We start from the raw sequence: 15,579 nt of genomic DNA, 5'->3' as shown, positions 1-15,579 counted from the left end.
GCGTCCGCCGGCTCGGCCCGCCCGGCTCGCCTCAGCCCGACTGCACCACGGACAGCGCGGGAGCGCCGGTCGGCAGCATGTGCTTGGCGGCCATGATCGGTATGTCGCCCGCCCGCACGACCTGGGTGATCAGCACGGCCGGGGTGTCCGCGGGCCGGTCCAGCTGAGCCCCGCGCCGCTGTCCGAGCGAGGTCGCGGTCACCCCCGAGTGGGCGGTCAGTGGTACCCCCCGGGAAGCTCCGGCCAGCACCGCCAGCATGGAGATGCGCTCGGCGCTCCCGACCGTGCGCAGCGCCCCGGCGAACGCCGGGTGCGCCCGTTCCAGCACGTCGTCCGCCGCGGCCCACTCCTGGCTCAGCGCCGCAGCGCCGTCACCCGTCAGCAGGGATTCCCAGAAGCGCAGCTCCGCGCGCGCGGGTGCGTGCAGATGCTGGGTGGTGAAGTCGGTGGGCTCCTCCACGGTCCGCAGCAGGGCCCGTACCCGCAGCGGCGCGCCACCCGCCGAGAGCTGTTCCTCCAGCGGCTGGATCTGCTCGAACCCGCGCCGCGGCGGCTGATCGTTGACGGTCCTCCCCACACCCCTGCGCACCGTGAGCAGCCCGTCCTCCTGGAGCAGCAGCAGAGCCTCGCGCAGGGCGGGGCGGCTGACGCCGAGCTCCGTCGCCAGCCGGGGCTCGGACGGCAGGGTGGAGCCCGGCGGATAGGTGCCGTCATGGATGGCGTCCGCGATCCGCTCGTACAGGACGACCACCGGCCTGCGCCGCGGGTCGCTCGCTGATCCGCTGACTGCCACTGTGTCTCCCCGGCTCACTTGTCTGCCCACTGCTGCGGCGACGCGCTCCTCGACGCCGCCGCTGCCATCCTCGAGCCCACCGTAGTTCACCGCCAGCAGGGCCTTGTGGGTCTACGCAGGTAGATGTCAGGCTGGTGCCGCATTCCGCCTTGTCTGACAAGATCCGACAGGACGGCCTCTGCGGTCCCGGGGAGGCCGCTGCCCGCCCTCGCGCGGTGCGCCGGCTGCCTCACCCGTTCGGCCCGCTCCACCAGCCTCATGGGGCCAGGATCCGTCCATCCTGGTCCCATGAGTCCCAAGGGCGGATCGCGGAGCGACAAGGGAACGCGGCATCCGACGGGCACAGGCGGCTCCCATGGCCGGTTCACCACCCGCAGGGTCGTGTTCCTGGTGCTCGCGGTCCTCACGCTGATCTTCATCTTCGAGAACACCCGCAAGGTCACGGTCAGGCTGCTGATCCCCGAAGTGGTCATGCCGCTGTATCTGGCCCTGCTGGCCGCGGCGATCCTGGGAGCACTCTGTACGGCGCTCTACTTCGGCCGCCGCAGCAAGTGACGGCGCAGGGCGCCGCCCTTGCCGAAGACCGGCGCGCAGCGATCCTGCTCGGTGTGGAGCGTGCGGCATGCCGCACGCTCCACGGCCGCCCCTGCTACACGGCCGGCTTACGGTCGACGTACTCGAACACCGAGCCGTCCGGATGTACCGCGATGAGGTTGCGGCCCACGGGTGTCGGCACCGGACCCGCGATGATGTCGGCGCCCGCCGCGCTCAGGGCGGCACGGGCCTGGTCCACGTCGTCCACCGCGATGGTCGCGGCGACCTTGCGGAGCACGTCGAGCTCCTCCTTCGGGCCACTCATCAGGAGGAAGCAGCTCACCGCGGCGACGGATACGCCACCGCGCTCGAACCGCAGCGCGGTGGCTCCGGTGAGACGTTCGTAGAAGTCGGATGCGGTCTCCAGGTCATCGACGTAGATGCGTAGCGTGCTTCCGATGATCTCCATACGGGCAAGGGTAGTTGGGCGTCTCCCGCGATGTGACCGGCTGTGCCCGTGCCGCCCGGACGGGGCTCAGGCGCGACAGAGCAGCTCGCCGTGCGGGACACCGAACCATGCGCCGTCCCGGCGTCCCCACTCCCGCCAGGCACCGGCGATGGCCGTCAGCTCCTCGGTGCTCGCATGGCCCCCGTCGACGGCCTGGCCTGCATAGCCCGACTGTGTCGTACGGTCTGCCCAGAGGCTGCTCCACCAGGAGCGTTCATCGGCTGTGACGAAGCACCAGGCCGAGGCCGTGGCCGTGATGTCGGTGAAGCCCGCCGCGCGGGCCCAGGAGTACAGCCTGCGGCCCGCGTCGGGTTCCCCGCCGTTCGCCCGCGCCACCTGCTGGTACAGCTCCAGCCAGCGGTCGAGACCCGGCACCTCCGGATACCAGCTGAACGCGCCGTAGTCGCTGTCCCGGACGGCGACGAGCCCGCCGGGCCGGCACACCCGCCGCATCTCGGTCAGAGCGCGCACCGGGTCGGCGACATGCTGGAGCACCTGATGGGCGTGCACGACGTCGAAGGAGTCGTCAGGGAAGTCCAGTACGTGGACGTCGGCGACCGCGAAGCCGACGTTGTCCTGGCCGCGCTCAGCGGCCACCGCACGGGCCGCGCCGAGTATCCCCGGCTCGCTGTCCACGGCCGTGACCACTCCGGGCGCGACCAGCGCGGCCAGATCCGCCGTGATCGTGCCCGGCCCGCAGCCCACGTCCAGGACGTCGAGGCCGGGCCTGAGCTCGGGCACCAGATACGCGGCCGAGTTCGCGGCCGTGCGGCTGCGGTGCGAGCGGAGCACTGATTCGTGATGCCCGTGGGTGTAGACGGCGGTGGCAGCGGTGCTCTTGGCCATGGTCGCGCTCCCATTCCCTCAAGTCGGTTGTGTCCGGACCGTCTTCGCGCTGTGCAGCGCCATGCCGGCCGCATCACCACGGTACGCCTCCGGAGCCGAATCATGAGATAGCCGTCTTGCCATGTGGACGTCTGCTGGGATGCCCGCCGACCGTTCGCGCCCGCTCCCGTGCGGGCGCACAGTGGACGCCATGGACACCCACGCTCTTCTGGACCGGCACTCCGATGCTCTCGCGCTCTTCACGGACCGGGTGCACGCCGTACGGCCCGACCAGTGGGACGACGCGACTCCGTGCGCCGAGTGGACCGTCCGGGACCTGGTGAACCACCTGACCGCCGAACAGCTGTGGGTGCCGCCTCTGGTCGTCGAAGGCCGGGGCACCGCGGAGGCCGGTGGCACGTTCGACGGCGACGTGCTCGGCGCACATCCGGCCGTCACCTGGGACCGGGCGGCCTCGGCGGCGAAAGCCGCCTTCAACGGGCCGGGCGCACTGGAGCGGACGGTGGTGCTGTCGTACGGCGAGCGCCCCGCCACCGCGTACTGCGCGCAGATGGTGGCCGACGCCACCGTGCATGCCTGGGACCTGTCACGGGCCATCGGCGCGGACGAGACCCTCCCGGACGACCTCGTCGCCTTCACCGCCCGCGAGGTCGCCCCCTACGCCACGGGGCTGGCCAGGAGCGGCATGTTCTCGCCAGCCGTCAAGCCCCCGCCGGATGCGGACGCCCAGACGAAACTCCTCTGCCTGCTCGGACGCGAGCCCTGGTCACGTGAATGGGCCGACCGGAGCGGCGGCGCGGGCGGAACCTCCGTATAAAGGGCACATGGCCTTTGTCGACACGTGAGCCGGGCGGTGGTCCCGGGCGCGAGCACGGGAGGTGGGCCCATGCGGCGGACGGCTCCGGAAGACCACGGACCGGTCCGATACGGCCCGCATGCGCCGGAACCGGGTCTACCCGTGCTGCCAGAGCTCGCCGAGGTGCTCGCGGCAGCGGCCGGGCGGACGTCGACTCCCGAGCCACCGGGCGGGGGACCGGTGCTGCGGGAGGCGGCCGTCGGCTACTGGTGGCGGCGCGGACTGCGCAGCCATCCGGAGGATGTCGCGGCCGCACCCGGCGCGCAGCCCCTGCTCCTCGCCCTGCTGGCCGCGCACGGCGGCGATGTGCTGATGCCCCGGCCGTGCCCCGCCTGGTGGACACCGCAGGTACGGCTGCTCGGGCGGCCCGCCTTCCATGTGCCCACGCCCGCGGAGTGCGGGGGAGTACCGGACCCGTACGCCCTGCTGGAGACGGTGCGCAGGGTGCGCGCCGAGGGCGGCGCACCGAACCTCCTGCTGCTGTCCGTCGCCGACGACCCGACGGCCACGGTCGCCCCGCCGGAGCTGGTCCGCGAGGCGTGCGAGGCCGCGGTCGACGAGGGCATGCACATCATCAGCGACGAGACCTGGCGGGACACGCTGCACCGTCCCCACGAGCGGGTACTTCTGAGCCCGGCCGAGATGTGCCCCGACGACGTGACCATCATCAGCGACCTGGCGGGCGCCCTCACCCCCGCGGCATGGCCGGTAGCGGTGGCCCGCTTTCCGTCCACCGGGTCCGCGACGGCGCACCGGGCCAGGGTGCTCGACATCCTCACCGCGCTGGGGGCGTTCGTCCCGGGCCCGGTGGCCGAGGCCGCCGCGCACGCCCTCGGCGAGCCCGAGCCCGTCACCACCCGGGCCGTCCGCACAGCCGCCCTCCACGCCCAGGTCGCGGCGGCGGCCCACCACGCGGTCCTCGTCTCCGGTGCACTCGCACGGCCCCCGCAGGCGGGCCGGCACCTGTACGCCGACCTCGGCCCGCTGCGTGCTCGCCTGGCGGCGCGCGGGGTCACCGACTCCATGGAACTCGAGGACTACCTGAGCGCCCACCTCGGCGCCCTGTCGCCGGGAGGCCACCGCTTCGGCGACGAACTCGGCGCCCTCCGCGTACGACTGGGCACCGGGCCGCTGCTCGGTGAGACCCCCGAGGAACGCCTGAGCGCACTCGCCGCGGAACGTCCACTGGAACTGCCCCATGTGGCCCATGCGTTGTCCCGATTCGGAGCGGCCTTCGACGAACTCCGCTGAACCGATCCCGCCGTACCGGCCGCCGAACCAGCCCGCCGAACCAACTCCGCTTGACACCGCCGCGAACCAAGAGCACCACCCGCGCCGAAGGGAGCCCTCAGATGAGCGACCACCCGGAGCCCCCGACCGACCTCGCGAACGACCCCGACCGCCCGGCGGGGCACCGGGGTGCGCCGGCCACGGCCGTATCGCCGCCCGCGCCTTCGCGCACCGAGTCCGGCCCCGGCTCCGGGACACCTCTGAGCGCAACCACGAACACAACCGCGCCTGCCTCGGGATCCGCCGGCCGACTTCGGCCACTCGGGTTCACGCGCCGGTGGCCCCGCTCCTTCGCGGGCCGGCTGACCGCCCCGCTCCCCGGCGTGCGGGCCCTGGCCAAGCTCGCCAGGGAAGGCGCACTGCGTCCGGCCGCGGCGGGGCTCGCCGACATCCCGCAGCTGCCGTTCGCCCCGGCTCCGCTGCCCACGGCCGATCGCGGGACCGTGGCCGTCACCTGGGCGGGCCACGCCAGTTGGGTGATCGCGATCGGTGGCCTGACCGTGCTCACCGACCCCGTGTGGTCCCGCAGAATTCTCGGCACCCCGGCCAGGCTCACCCCGGTGGGAGTCCGCTGGGAGGACCTGCCGCCCGTCGACGCCGTGGTCATCAGCCACAACCACTACGACCATCTGGACGCCCCTACCATCGCCCGCCTCCCCAAACGCACCCCCGTGTTCGTCCCGGCCGGACTCGGCCGCTGGTTCCGGCGGCGCAGGTTCAGCCGGGTGACGGAGCTCGACTGGTGGGAGGCGGCCGAGGTGCCGTCCCCGGACGGGGGAGCGGTCCGCTTCGACTTCGTACCCGCGCACCACTGGTCCAAGCGCACGCTCACGGACACCTGCCGCTCGCTGTGGGGCGGCTGGGTCCTCACCGATCAGCGGGGCCGGCGGGTGTATTTCGCGGGGGACACCGGATACGGCCACTGGTTCAAGGAGATCGGCAGCCGCCACCCGGACATCGACCTGGCCCTGCTGCCGATCGGAGCCTATGCGCCGCGCTGGTGGCTCAGCACCGTGCACACCGACCCCGAGGAGGCCGTGCAGGCCTTCACCGATCTGGGCGCCCGGAACATGGCGCCGATGCACTGGGCGACCTTCGTGCTGTCGGCCGAGCCCGTGCTGGAGCCGCTCAGACGGCTGCTGGCCGCTTGGGAGCACACCGGTCTGCCGCGCGAACGGCTCTGGAACCTGCCGGTCGGCGGCTCGCGGCTGCTGGCCACGGCCTGATCACGGTCCCGCCTCCTGACCGCCCGAAGGACCGTGCCCCCGCCCGCGCCGCAGCCTGTGCCACACGGCGGGCGCCCCGCTGACCAGCACGGTCAGCGCCACCGCCGCCACCACCCCCTGCCACGGCTCGGGGAACAGGGAGCCCCCGAGGATCCCGATGAGCCCGTACGTCGCCGCCCACGCCAGGCACGCCGGCGCATCGCCCCGCGCGAAGCCCCGCAGCGGCATCCTCGCCAGCAGACATGCCAGCATCACCGGGATACGACCGGCCGGCACCAGCCGCGACAGCACCAGCACCGTCACACGGCGCTCTTCGAGCCCCCGTTGCGCCTGTGCGAGCCGCTCAGGCGCCGCACGCTCCCGCAGCACCCCCAGCCAGCGGGAACCGTTACGGGAGCCGAGGCCGCGCCTTCCCAGCCAGTAGAGGGCGATGTCCCCGGTGAACGCCGCGATCGCCGACACCAGGAACACCGCCAGCAGTGCGAACGGCAGCGACTGGTGGAACGCCACCACCGCCGCCGAACTCACGATCGCCCCCGTCGGAATCACCGGTACCAGCGCACCCAGTGCCACCAGCAGGTACAGCGACGGATAGCCCACGGCCTGCTGCGTCGAATCGGGAGGCAGCGCCCTGATCGCCTCCTGGAACGTCATCGCCCCACCTCCGTCACCGGCCCACCTCGGTCATCGCCGCATCCGGGTCCTCGCCCCACCGTCGTCATCGGCCGGTCACCGGCCTGACGCTCTCGCCGTGCCCCAGCCGGTGCACCGCCACCTGAGGCGCCAGCCGCGCCGCCTTACGGGCGAACTCGTCGCCCGGGGAGTGGAACTCGTGCGGCCGGACCGCGTCCAGTCCGATCGGCCAGTACGTGCCGTAGTGCACCGGTACCGCCGCTCGCGGTACGAGGGCGGCGAGCGCCCGCGCCGCCCGGTCCGGGTTCAGGTGGCCATGGCCCAGGAACGGTCCCCAACCGCCCACCGGCAGCAGCGCCACATCGATCGGCCCCACCGCGTCCGCCATCCCGTCGAACAGCCCGGTGTCACCCGCGAAGTACGTCCGGGCCTCGCCCCGGATCACATAGCCGAGAGCGGGCGAGTGATGCGGGCCGAACGGCAACCGCCGGCCGTCGTGCAGCGCCGGGACGGCCCGTACGCGCAACGCGTCCACGACCACCTCGTCATCCGGCCCCACCTCCGTGATGAGCAGTCCGGCCAGCCGGCGCAGACCGGGCACCGAGCGGAGCGCACCGCGCGGCACGATCAGCCGGGTCCCGGGCGCGAGCCTGGCCAGCGACGGCAGATGCAGGTGGTCCGAGTGCAGATGTGAGACCAGTACCGCCTCGGCGACCGCGGCCTCGGGCGGAGGTACGGCCCCGCGCCGGCGTCGCAGATGTGCCAGCCTGCTCACGAACAGCGGGTCCGTGAGCACCCGGACTCCGGAGTCCTCGACGGTACAGGTGGCGTGACCCCACCAGGTGACCTCCATCGGCACGTACCGCCTCCTCGGCTCCCTTTTCGGTCCTTGCCTCCGCGCCCCTCCGTAACTCCGCTACGAGCGTAGGCGCTCAGGGGCATCCGGTGGGGTTCGGATGCACGCGGGGGGTGCGGACCGCCGTGGCGAGCGCCGGTGTGCGCCTCCCCTGCGCCGTGGACTCGGCAGTAGGGTCGGCTTCAACAATTGGCATGCTGCACGGAGAGCACGCCGCACAGGGCATGGGGACGGGTGGGATCGGTTCATGGGGCAGGCACCGGACGGCTCACCGGACTCCGGACGGCACCGTCTGCTGCGTGCGGCATCGATCGCCAGCCTGACCCCGCTCGAAGAGCTGGACGGCGACCCCTTCCTCGTGGACACCCGCAGCCAGCACGCCATGTGCGCCCACTGGGCCGCGGACAAGGGCCATGTCGTCACCCGGGAGCTGCTGTTCTACGGGCTGCGCCCCGACCACGGGGTGCTGTGGGCCGACGTCGACGCCGGGCTGGTGGACCTATTCGTCGCCCCCAATGACCGGGTGCTGGCCCGGGCGGTGACCTCGGTGCGGGAGTTCTCGGCCGAGTGCGAGCGGCGCGGGGTGCGTCTGGAGACCACGGGGCTGGACGAACCGGTCTACGACGCGGCGGTGAAGGCGAGTGTGCACCGCAGGATGTCCATGCCCACCGCCGGTTACGACGGCTGCTGACTTTTGCGACGCTGGAAGGCAGGAGAACGCGAGAGGCAGTGACGGCGCGTGGGCGAACAACGCGTGGGCGAGGGACACACCAGCGAGCGGCGTACCGGCGAGCGGTCCTGGCGGGCCGCGGGCAGCGCCCTGCTGCGGGTGGTCGTGGTGTGGGCGGTGTCCACGCTCACGCTGCTCGCCCTCGCCGGAATCCTCCCGGACTTCCAGCTGCAGTCCCCCGGCGGCGACAGCGTCACCCGGACGGCGATCACCGCCGCCCTGGGGGCGGGTGCGTTCGGCCTGCTCGGCGCCCTCGTATGGCCGCTGGCCGTACGGGCTCTGCTGCTCGTGCCCGCGCTCGTACTCGGGCTGCTGGTGTTCTTCCTCAACGGCTCCCTGCTGCTGTTCGCCCTCTGGCTGATCCCCGACGGCCGCGGTGCTGCCGACCCCCGGACCGCGGTGGTGGTCGCCGCCGTCATGTCCGCCGTCGCCTCCGCCACCTCCACCGCACTCGCCGTCCGGGACGACAACGCGTACCGCCGCCGTCTCTCGCGCCTCGCCCACCGCAGACGGCGGCGCCACGGGCACCGGATCGCGGGCGACGCCACGCCCGGCACGGTGTTCCTGCAACTCGACGGGGTCGGGCACACCGTCCTGCGGGCTGCTGTCGGCGACGGGCAGATGCCCACCGTGGCCCGCTGGCTCGACACCACGCACCGCCTCACGCGCTGGCGCACCGACTGGTCCAGCCAGACCGGTGCCAGCCAGCTCGGCATCCTGCACGGCTCGAACCATGACGTCCCCGGGTTCCGCTGGTACGAGAAGGACACCGGCCGGGTCATGGTGAGCAACCGCCCCGCCAGCGCCGCCGAGCTCCAGCGCAGAGCCGTCGACCGCACCCGGGACGCGGGCCTGCTCAGCGTGGACGGCGCGAGCCGCGGCAATCTGTTCAGCGGCGGCGCCGACCAGCTGGCACTGGTGCTGTCCGTCGCCGCCCGTCGCGGCCGCGCCAACCGGTCCCGGGCCGGCTACTTCGCCTATTTCTCGGACCCCGCCAACGCCGTCCGCACCGCGGTCTCCTTCGTCGCCGAAGTCATCCGCGAAATCGGCCAGTCGGTCCGCTCCCGGCTGCGCGGCGACCGGCCGAGGGTCGGGCGCGGCGGGCTCTACCCCTTCATCAGGGCCTTCGCGACCGTGGTCGAACGGGATGTCGTGGTCGCCGCGGTGATCGGGGACATGCTGGCCGGCCGTACCGCCGTCTACGCCGACCTCGTCGCCTACGACGAGGTCGCCCACCACTCGGGACCTCACAGCCGGGACGCCGCGAAGGTGCTGGAGCGGATCGACCGGTCCGTCGCACTGATCGCCAAGGTCGCGGCGCACGCCCCCCGCGCCTATCGGATCGTGCTGCTCTCCGATCACGGTCAGAGCCCTGGTGAGACGTTCGCCGGGGCCTACGGACTCACGCTCAAGGACCTCGTCAGAGCCGGCTGCGGGCTGCCCGTCTCGCGTCGCGCCGGACGCACCCCGAGCGGCGCGGAGGCCCGAGACGCCGCCCGCGACGCACTGCGCGGTGCGCTGCACCGACGGCTCGGGAACAGCGCAGACAGCGTGGCCGGCGCAGACATCGGTGACGCCGGTTGCCTGGAGGCGGGGGAGGGGCAGCCGGGAGGCACACGGTCCGGACCCGTGGTCCTCGCCTCGGGCAACCTCGGGCTGATCTCCTTCCCCGACGCCCCGGGACGTCTCAGCCGGGAGCAGATCGACCGCCGCCACCCGGCCCTGCTGCGGACCCTCGCCAACCACCCCGGCATCGGATTCCTGCTGGTGCACGGCGAACGGAACGGCTCCGTGGTGCTGGGGCCGGGTGGGGCGGAACTGCCGCTGAGCAGGCTCGACGGCACCGGGCCGCTGGCCGCCTTCGGCCCGGGTGCGGCCGACGCGATCCGGCGCACGGACACCTTCCCCCATGTCGCCGACATCATGGTGAACTCCAGCCACGACCCTGGAAGCGGCCGGGTGCACGCCTTCGAGGAGCAGATCGGCTCACACGGCGGGCTCGGCGGCGAGCAGTCGTACCCCTTCCTGCTGTCACCGCACGAGCTGTCCGAGCCGGTCGCCGGCGGCGGGGAGCCGGTGGGCGCCGAGCAGGTGCACCTGGTGCTGCGACGCTGGCTCGGCGAGGCCCTCGGCGAGGCACACGGCCCCCAGGTGCCGCTCACCGAAGCGCTGGGCGCGGCGGGAGAGGCGGGAGAGACGGGAGAGACGGACGAGGGGCAGCCGGCCTAATGCGGTAGCTCATGGGGGTGTATGGGGCGCAGGGGCGCCGCACCGGGGCCGGCCGACGGGCACATGTGGCAGGTGCAGGAGGTTGTGCCCGTGAACCGTGCCGCGCGCTGTGCCGCCGTTCGTGCCGCGATCGTCGTCCTGACGGCGATCGTCGCGCTGCTCGGTGCACCGGCGACCGGGGCAGCGGCGGCACCGGGCCCGGACGGCCCCGCACCGGCCTCGTCCATCCCCGCGGGGGCCCCGGGCGAGGCGGCACAGGACATCGCCGAGCCGGACCTGCCGCTGCCTGTGCGACGGACCGAACGGCGCGGCGTCGCCGGGCCCCGAGTCGTACCGGTGAGCGCGGTGCCGCCGCACTCCGCTCCACCGGGCGCGGCGCTTCCCGTGGCCGCGCCACTCACGCCCGACGCGTCGAGATCCCCGGTCCTGCGCTGCTGAGGGGGCCCGAGCGGCCCGACGGCACCCCTGTGCCGCCGCATCGCTCCCGGCTGACCACCCATCAAGCACTCGCCATCACCCGCAGGGAGCACAGCCATGCCCATCGACGCCTTCGCAGCCCTGAACGCCATGGTCCGCGCCGAGGTCGCCCGCACGGATCCGCCGGAGAGCCCTCGCGAGGAAACCGCGGTGGCCGAGCGGAAGCCTTCGGCCAGGGGCACCGCCACCGAGCCGTCTCAGGCCCGGGCCAGCACCAGGGACGGCCGGCCCCCGGCGGGCGCCTCGCCCAGCTGACCGGCCCGTCCCCGCCACCGTTCCCGTTCTCGGAGACCGCACCCGCCCGGCTCGCCCCGGGCGGGTGCTACTGGTCTTTTCGTAAGTTCAGTAGGGCATCAGGGACCGCATGTACTTCACCGTCGCCGGATCGGCGGGGAGCAGGGTCTCGATGGCCAGTTCGGCGACGGTCAGATCCATGGGGGTGTTGAACGTGGCGATCGAGGAGACGAAGGACAGCACAGTGCCGCCGTGCTCGATGCGCAGCGGCAGCGCGAAGGGTGCGTACCGGGCCTCGCTCTCGTCGTGGCCCCGGTCGAGCTCGGGCTCGCCGGAGTCGTCCGGGTACGACTCCGGCAGCGGATACGCGGCGACCTCCTCGTACACCTCGCGCAGCGCCCCGGAGCGCGCCAGGGCCAGTTGGCGTTCCATCTGGTCCAGCAGATGCCCGCGCCAGGCGCGGAGATTGCGGATCCGCGGAGCGAGGCCATCCGGGTGGAGGGTGACGCGCATGGCGTTCAGCGGGGCGGTGAGGACATGCGCGGGGAGGCCGTCGAGCAGCATGGTGATCCCCCGGTTGGCCGCCACCACGGCATACGTCCCGTCGACGACGAGCGCCGGATACGGTTCGTAGCCCGTGAGCAGTCTCTCCAGGCCCCCGCGAAGGGGGTCAAGCGCCGGGTCGTCCAGCGGCGTCCGCGCGTACCTCGGCGCGTAACCAGCCGCGAGCAGCAGTGCATTCCGGTCGCGGACGGGTACGTCCAGGTGCTCGGCGAGCTTCAGGACCATGTCCTCGCTGGGCCGGGACCGCCCGGTCTCGATGAAACTGATGTGGCGTGCGGAGGAACCGGCCCGCAGGGCGAGCTCCAGCTGACTCACCTTGCGTCGCTCGCGCCAACCACGCAGCAGCGGTCCCACGTCCGTGTCAGGCGCGACAGTTGTCATATGTCAACGTTATCGTCGCTCTCAGACAGCACCTGGAGGGAGTCGGTCTCATGCCCGCAGAGCCGTTGTCACAGAAGGAGATCGAGGACAGGCTGCGCGAACTGCCCGGCTGGTCCCAGGAAGGCGACCGGATCGCCCGTACGTACCGGCTCGGCAACCACTTCGCGGCGACTGCGCTCGTCGTACATGTGGCGCAGATCCAGGAGGAGCTCAACCACCATTCGGATCTCACCCTCGGCTACAACACCGTCAACCTCACCGTGAACACGCATGACGCGGGCGGCGCCGTCACCGCGAGCGACTTCGCCCTCGCCCAGCGCGTCGAGGCCGTCGCCCGGAGCCACGGAGCGAGCTGACCGGTGCCGCGGGACCACGGGCCCGCGACCGCATGCGCGACCGCGGAAGTCTCCGGAGCCGCTTCAGGAGCAAGCTCCGGAGGCGGCTCCGGTCCCTGCCTGGACACGCTGCTCGACCACGACCGGGAGGCCGGCCGCCGACGACGTCACGCGGTGCGAAGAGCCCCGTGCCGCGCGGGCGGTCGTCGCCGAGGCGGCGCGGGTCCTGCGGCCCGGCGGGGTGTGTCGTCCCCACCGCGACGACCTTTTGCCACAACCGCAAAGAAGCTCGCCGTGAGCCCGGTACCCGACGCACCCTGACCCCATGAGCTCTCACCGGCATCACCACCAGGACCACCGCGACCACCACGGCTCCTCCGGCCGCGGTGGCCACACCGCCGACATCGACTGGGACGCGCTCGCTCCCGTCCTGGAAAGCGGCGCCGAAATGCACCGGCCGCTCTCCGCACGGGCCGCGGCCTGGGTCAGCGAACAACTACCGGCGCGGGACGTGCGCCGTGTCTTCGACATCGGCAGCGGGCCCGGGGTGCTGACCTGCCTGCTCGCCGAGGCGTTCCCGGAAGCCGAGGTCGTGGCGGTGGACGCCACGCCGCAACTCCTGGACCGCGCCCTCGCCCGGGCGGCCCGCCACGGTCTCGGCGAGCGCGTACGCGTGCACGTCGCCGAAGCGCCCGGCGGGCTCGACGAACTGGGCGCGGCCGATCTCATCTGGGCCGGGAACTCGGTCCACCACATGGGAGACCAGCGCGCAGCCATCGGGGTCTTCGCGGGGCGGCTGCGCCCCGGAGGGCTGCTCGCCGTCCTCGAGGGCGGGCTTCCGGCCCGGCATCTGCCTCGTGACATCGGCATCGGGCGCCCCGGGCTGGAAGCCCGCATCGACGCGGCAAGCAGCAGCTGGTTCGAGGAGATGCGGGCGGCGCTGCCCGGCTACAAGGCCGAGGTGGAGCACTGGCCCGCGCTGCTCGCCGCCTCGGGCCTGACGGACGCGCGCAGCCGCTCGTTCCTTCTCGACATCCCCGCGCCGCTCACCGCGGCCCAGCGTGAGCAGCTGGCCTCCGCGTTCTCCTGGCTGCGCTCCGTCGTGGAGGGGCGGCTGGACGGGGACGACCTGGCGGTCCTTGACCGTTTGCTGGATCCGGCCGACGAGCAGGGGTTCATGCACCGCCCCGACCCGTTCCTGCTCGCGGCCCGTACGGTGCACACGGCCAGGTCGAGCGGCGGGCGCTAGGCCGTCAGCAGCACCCCCGCGTAGGAAGCCGCCGCGATGAGCACCCAGGCGGTCAGCCCCACCCCGGCGATCCGCAGTCCGGTCCGGGTCAGCGACGGTAGGTGAACGGCGCTGCCCAGCCCGAACAGCGCGGCGGCCAGCAGCAGTTCCTGGGCTCTGCCCGCGGCCGTCAGGGCGTCCGCGGGCAGCAGCCCGGTGGTGCGCAGCACCACCATGGCGAGGAAGCCGAGGACGAAAAGCGGCACCAGCGGGGGGCGCCCCGCGGCGGCGGTGGTCCGGCCGCGCCGGCGCGCGGCGACCGCGATCGCCGCGACCAGGGGGGCCAGCATGGCCACACGCATCAGTTTGACCAGTACGGCCTCGCCCAGCGCGTCCGTACCCGCTGTCTGGGCGGTGGCGACCACCTGGCCCACATCGTGTACGCCCGCGCCCACCCAGCGTCCGAACTCGGCGTCGGTCAGGCCCAATGGGCCGTGCAGCAGAGGCAGTACGGCGATGGCGAGGGTGCCGCACAAGGTCACCAGGGCCACCGAGGTGACCACGTCGTCCTCGTCGCTGTCGTTCACCGCGCTCACCGCGCCGATCGCGGACGCGCCGCAGATGGAGTACCCGGTGGCGATCAGCAAGGGCTGATCCCCTGGCAGGCCGAGCCGACGGCCCAGCCACCAGGTGCCCCAGAAGGTGGCGGCCACCACGCCGAGCACCATGACGACGGTCGTCCAGCCCAGCGCCAGCACATCGCCCAGGGCCAGCTTCAGACCGAGCAGGACGATGCCGGTGCGCATCAGCCTCTTCGCCGCCACGGTGAGCCCAGGACGGCACCGGCCCCTGATGCGGGTGCGCAGCCAGGGGGTGTGCGCGGCGGCGATGCCCAGGACGACCGCGGCGGTGAGCATCGGCACGGCGGGCAGCGCGAGGTGTACCAGCCAGGCCGTGCCCACACCGGCTGCTGCGAGCCCGAGGCCCGGGGCGAGCCCGCGGACGGGGCCCGGGGTGGGCGCGGCCGGGGCGGGTGCGGTTTCAGGTGCCGATGTGGGCGCCGGGCCAGGCTGCGGGGCAGGCGCCGGGTCGGCCCCTGCGGCGTGCCCCTGGGTCGGCGCTGCCGGCGCCGTCGGGTCCGCCCCGCCCCCGGCGGCCCTGAGGTGCCGGGGGGAGATGCGGGTTTCGGGGGCCAGGCGGCCCGCGGGGGCTTCGGGAGCCACGCGGGCCGCGGGGGCTCCGTCGCGCGTACCTGAGCCGGCGACGGCCTTCACCGGTCGGCCGGCAGGTCGTAGACGCGCCGGATGCTGCTGCCCAGGCGGGAGACGTCGGCTCCGTAGACGTGCAGGGAAATCGCCTTGCCCGCGCCGGAGTTGCGCACGAGATGGATGTCCCCGGGCGGGGCGAAGGCGGCAACCGCGCCGCGCGGGTTCACCACGTCCTCCGTGGCGATCAGCCGGGCCGTGGTGTCGTGCGGGACCAGGCGGTAGCGGCGCTCGTACTCCTCGCCCTCGTGGACCCCGGTCACACACCAGGAGACATGGTCATGGATCGGCGTGACCTGGCCGGGCAGCCAGACCAGGGCCACCAGGGAGAAGCTCCCGTCGCTCTCGGCGTGCAGCACATGCTGCCGGTAGCACTCGGTGTCGCCCTCGCACTGCTCGGAGAGGAGCAGATCGGGCAGGCCCAGGTAGGGCGCGAGCCGCTCCGCCACCAACTGCGCCGTGGGCTCCGGCGCCAGCCCCCGCTGGACGGTTTGGCGTATTCCTGCCACGAGCTCGCGCAGGGGCGCGGTGATCCGGGATGGTGGAGCGGTCGCGGTGGCCGTGTTCGCAGGGGTCATGGACGCAGCGTCGGCC

At 73.2% G+C, this 15,579-nt stretch carries 18 protein-coding genes; 10 read left to right on the top strand and 8 right to left on the bottom strand.

Annotation, left to right across the window (positions count from 1 at the left end; translation table 11 throughout):
• Positions 1 to 31: 31 nt before the first annotated feature.
• Positions 32 to 793, bottom strand: coding sequence for a GntR family transcriptional regulator (locus ABZ532_RS14960; RefSeq protein WP_361282653.1), 762 nt, complete (start codon positions 791 to 793; stop codon positions 32 to 34).
• Between the two features lie 288 nt (positions 794 to 1,081).
• Between ABZ532_RS14960 and ABZ532_RS14955 the strand changes: the two genes are divergently transcribed.
• A complete protein-coding gene (locus ABZ532_RS14955; protein WP_361282651.1) occupies positions 1,082 to 1,348 on the top strand; it encodes a DUF1049 domain-containing protein in 267 nt (88 codons plus the stop codon).
• 94 nt (positions 1,349 to 1,442) lie between these two features.
• Here the strand turns inward: ABZ532_RS14955 and ABZ532_RS14950 are convergent, their stop codons facing one another.
• Together ABZ532_RS14950 and ABZ532_RS14945 are read right to left on the bottom strand one after the other, a co-directional pair.
• The gene (locus ABZ532_RS14950) at positions 1,443 to 1,796 is read right to left on the bottom strand and encodes a VOC family protein (protein WP_361282649.1); all 354 of its coding nucleotides are present in this window, start codon (positions 1,794 to 1,796) and stop codon (positions 1,443 to 1,445) included.
• Between the two features lie 66 nt (positions 1,797 to 1,862).
• Positions 1,863 to 2,681, bottom strand: coding sequence for a methyltransferase domain-containing protein (locus ABZ532_RS14945; RefSeq protein WP_361282647.1), 819 nt, complete (start codon positions 2,679 to 2,681; stop codon positions 1,863 to 1,865).
• Between the two features lie 190 nt (positions 2,682 to 2,871).
• Here ABZ532_RS14945 and ABZ532_RS14940 point away from each other — a divergent pair, with 190 nt between their 5' ends.
• The 3 genes from ABZ532_RS14940 (at position 2,872) to ABZ532_RS14930 (ending at position 6,053) form a co-directional block, all read left to right on the top strand.
• A complete protein-coding gene (locus tag ABZ532_RS14940) occupies positions 2,872 to 3,498 on the top strand; it encodes a TIGR03086 family metal-binding protein (RefSeq protein WP_361282645.1) in 627 nt (208 codons plus the stop codon).
• A 69-nt stretch (positions 3,499 to 3,567) separates the two neighbouring features.
• The gene (locus ABZ532_RS14935; RefSeq protein WP_361282643.1) at positions 3,568 to 4,788 is read left to right on the top strand and encodes an aminotransferase class I/II-fold pyridoxal phosphate-dependent enzyme; all 1,221 of its coding nucleotides are present in this window, start codon (positions 3,568 to 3,570) and stop codon (positions 4,786 to 4,788) included.
• 101 nt (positions 4,789 to 4,889) lie between these two features.
• On the top strand, positions 4,890 to 6,053 hold the full coding sequence (locus ABZ532_RS14930; RefSeq protein ID WP_361282641.1) for an MBL fold metallo-hydrolase: 1,164 nt from the start codon (positions 4,890 to 4,892) through the stop codon (positions 6,051 to 6,053).
• Here the strand turns inward: ABZ532_RS14930 and ABZ532_RS14925 are convergent, their stop codons facing one another.
• Positions 6,054 to 6,707 carry a VTT domain-containing protein gene (locus tag ABZ532_RS14925; protein WP_361282639.1) on the bottom strand — a complete coding sequence of 218 codons (654 nt, stop codon included), beginning with the start codon at positions 6,705 to 6,707 and terminating at the stop codon, positions 6,054 to 6,056.
• Positions 6,708 to 6,771: 64 nt separating this feature from the next.
• The gene (locus ABZ532_RS14920; RefSeq protein ID WP_361282637.1) at positions 6,772 to 7,545 is read right to left on the bottom strand and encodes an MBL fold metallo-hydrolase; all 774 of its coding nucleotides are present in this window, start codon (positions 7,543 to 7,545) and stop codon (positions 6,772 to 6,774) included.
• A 244-nt stretch (positions 7,546 to 7,789) separates the two neighbouring features.
• Here ABZ532_RS14920 and ABZ532_RS14915 point away from each other — a divergent pair, with 244 nt between their 5' ends.
• The 4 genes from ABZ532_RS14915 (at position 7,790) to ABZ532_RS14900 (ending at position 11,233) form a co-directional block, all read left to right on the top strand.
• A complete protein-coding gene (locus tag ABZ532_RS14915) occupies positions 7,790 to 8,233 on the top strand; it encodes a hypothetical protein (RefSeq protein WP_361282636.1) in 444 nt (147 codons plus the stop codon).
• A gap of 144 nt (positions 8,234 to 8,377) precedes the next feature.
• Positions 8,378 to 10,501, top strand: a complete 2,124-nt coding sequence (locus ABZ532_RS14910; protein WP_361282921.1) for an alkaline phosphatase family protein — start codon at positions 8,378 to 8,380, stop codon at positions 10,499 to 10,501.
• 90 nt (positions 10,502 to 10,591) lie between these two features.
• Positions 10,592 to 10,939 (top strand): hypothetical protein, encoded by a 348-nt coding sequence (locus ABZ532_RS14905; protein WP_361282634.1) that lies wholly within the window; start codon positions 10,592 to 10,594, stop codon positions 10,937 to 10,939.
• 96 nt (positions 10,940 to 11,035) lie between these two features.
• Positions 11,036 to 11,233: a hypothetical protein gene (locus ABZ532_RS14900; protein ID WP_361282632.1), complete on the top strand. Its 198-nt coding sequence runs from the start codon at positions 11,036 to 11,038 to the stop codon at positions 11,231 to 11,233.
• An 87-nt stretch (positions 11,234 to 11,320) separates the two neighbouring features.
• Here the strand turns inward: ABZ532_RS14900 and ABZ532_RS14895 are convergent, their stop codons facing one another.
• Complete coding sequence (locus ABZ532_RS14895; protein WP_361282630.1) at positions 11,321 to 12,157, bottom strand: helix-turn-helix transcriptional regulator; 837 nt, start codon at positions 12,155 to 12,157, stop codon at positions 11,321 to 11,323.
• 50 nt (positions 12,158 to 12,207) lie between these two features.
• Between ABZ532_RS14895 and ABZ532_RS14890 the strand changes: the two genes are divergently transcribed.
• Both ABZ532_RS14890 and ABZ532_RS14885 read left to right on the top strand, forming a co-directional pair.
• A complete protein-coding gene (locus ABZ532_RS14890; RefSeq protein WP_361282628.1) occupies positions 12,208 to 12,513 on the top strand; it encodes a 4a-hydroxytetrahydrobiopterin dehydratase in 306 nt (101 codons plus the stop codon).
• Positions 12,514 to 12,817: 304 nt separating this feature from the next.
• Positions 12,818 to 13,741, top strand: a complete 924-nt coding sequence (locus ABZ532_RS14885) for a class I SAM-dependent methyltransferase (protein ID WP_361282626.1) — start codon at positions 12,818 to 12,820, stop codon at positions 13,739 to 13,741.
• Here ABZ532_RS14885 and ABZ532_RS14880 read toward each other — a convergent pair.
• Entirely contained in the window at positions 13,738 to 14,943 is a 1,206-nt protein-coding gene (locus ABZ532_RS14880) for a putative sulfate exporter family transporter (RefSeq protein ID WP_361282624.1), read from the bottom strand. The genes ABZ532_RS14885 and ABZ532_RS14880 overlap by 4 nt on opposite strands.
• A 47-nt stretch (positions 14,944 to 14,990) precedes the next feature.
• Positions 14,991 to 15,563, bottom strand: a complete 573-nt coding sequence (locus ABZ532_RS14875; protein WP_361282622.1) for a cysteine dioxygenase family protein — start codon at positions 15,561 to 15,563, stop codon at positions 14,991 to 14,993.
• Positions 15,564 to 15,579: the final 16 nt, after the last annotated feature.

The sequence above is a fragment of the Streptomyces sp. NPDC019396 genome (genome assembly GCF_040632375.1).
Classification (GTDB): domain Bacteria; phylum Actinomycetota; class Actinomycetes; order Streptomycetales; family Streptomycetaceae; genus Streptomyces.
The sequence above is the reverse complement of the archived record's forward strand: the minus strand, read 5'-3'. Positions and strand labels throughout refer to the sequence as shown.

Coding starts and splice junctions, on each gene's coding strand:
- ABZ532_RS14955 (WP_361282651.1), top strand. CDS start 1,082: ATGAGTCCCAAGGGCGGATCGCGGAGCGACAAGGGAACGCGGCATCCG.
- ABZ532_RS14950 (WP_361282649.1), bottom strand. CDS start 1,796: ATGGAGATCATCGGAAGCACGCTACGCATCTACGTCGATGACCTGGAG.
- ABZ532_RS14945 (WP_361282647.1), bottom strand. CDS start 2,681: ATGGCCAAGAGCACCGCTGCCACCGCCGTCTACACCCACGGGCATCAC.
- ABZ532_RS14940 (WP_361282645.1), top strand. CDS start 2,872: ATGGACACCCACGCTCTTCTGGACCGGCACTCCGATGCTCTCGCGCTC.
- ABZ532_RS14935 (WP_361282643.1), top strand. CDS start 3,568: ATGCGGCGGACGGCTCCGGAAGACCACGGACCGGTCCGATACGGCCCG.
- ABZ532_RS14930 (WP_361282641.1), top strand. CDS start 4,890: ATGAGCGACCACCCGGAGCCCCCGACCGACCTCGCGAACGACCCCGAC.
- ABZ532_RS14925 (WP_361282639.1), bottom strand. CDS start 6,707: ATGACGTTCCAGGAGGCGATCAGGGCGCTGCCTCCCGATTCGACGCAG.
- ABZ532_RS14915 (WP_361282636.1), top strand. CDS start 7,790: ATGGGGCAGGCACCGGACGGCTCACCGGACTCCGGACGGCACCGTCTG.
- ABZ532_RS14900 (WP_361282632.1), top strand. CDS start 11,036: ATGCCCATCGACGCCTTCGCAGCCCTGAACGCCATGGTCCGCGCCGAG.
- ABZ532_RS14895 (WP_361282630.1), bottom strand. CDS start 12,157: ATGACAACTGTCGCGCCTGACACGGACGTGGGACCGCTGCTGCGTGGT.
- ABZ532_RS14890 (WP_361282628.1), top strand. CDS start 12,208: ATGCCCGCAGAGCCGTTGTCACAGAAGGAGATCGAGGACAGGCTGCGC.
- ABZ532_RS14885 (WP_361282626.1), top strand. CDS start 12,818: ATGAGCTCTCACCGGCATCACCACCAGGACCACCGCGACCACCACGGC.
- ABZ532_RS14875 (WP_361282622.1), bottom strand. CDS start 15,563: ATGACCCCTGCGAACACGGCCACCGCGACCGCTCCACCATCCCGGATC.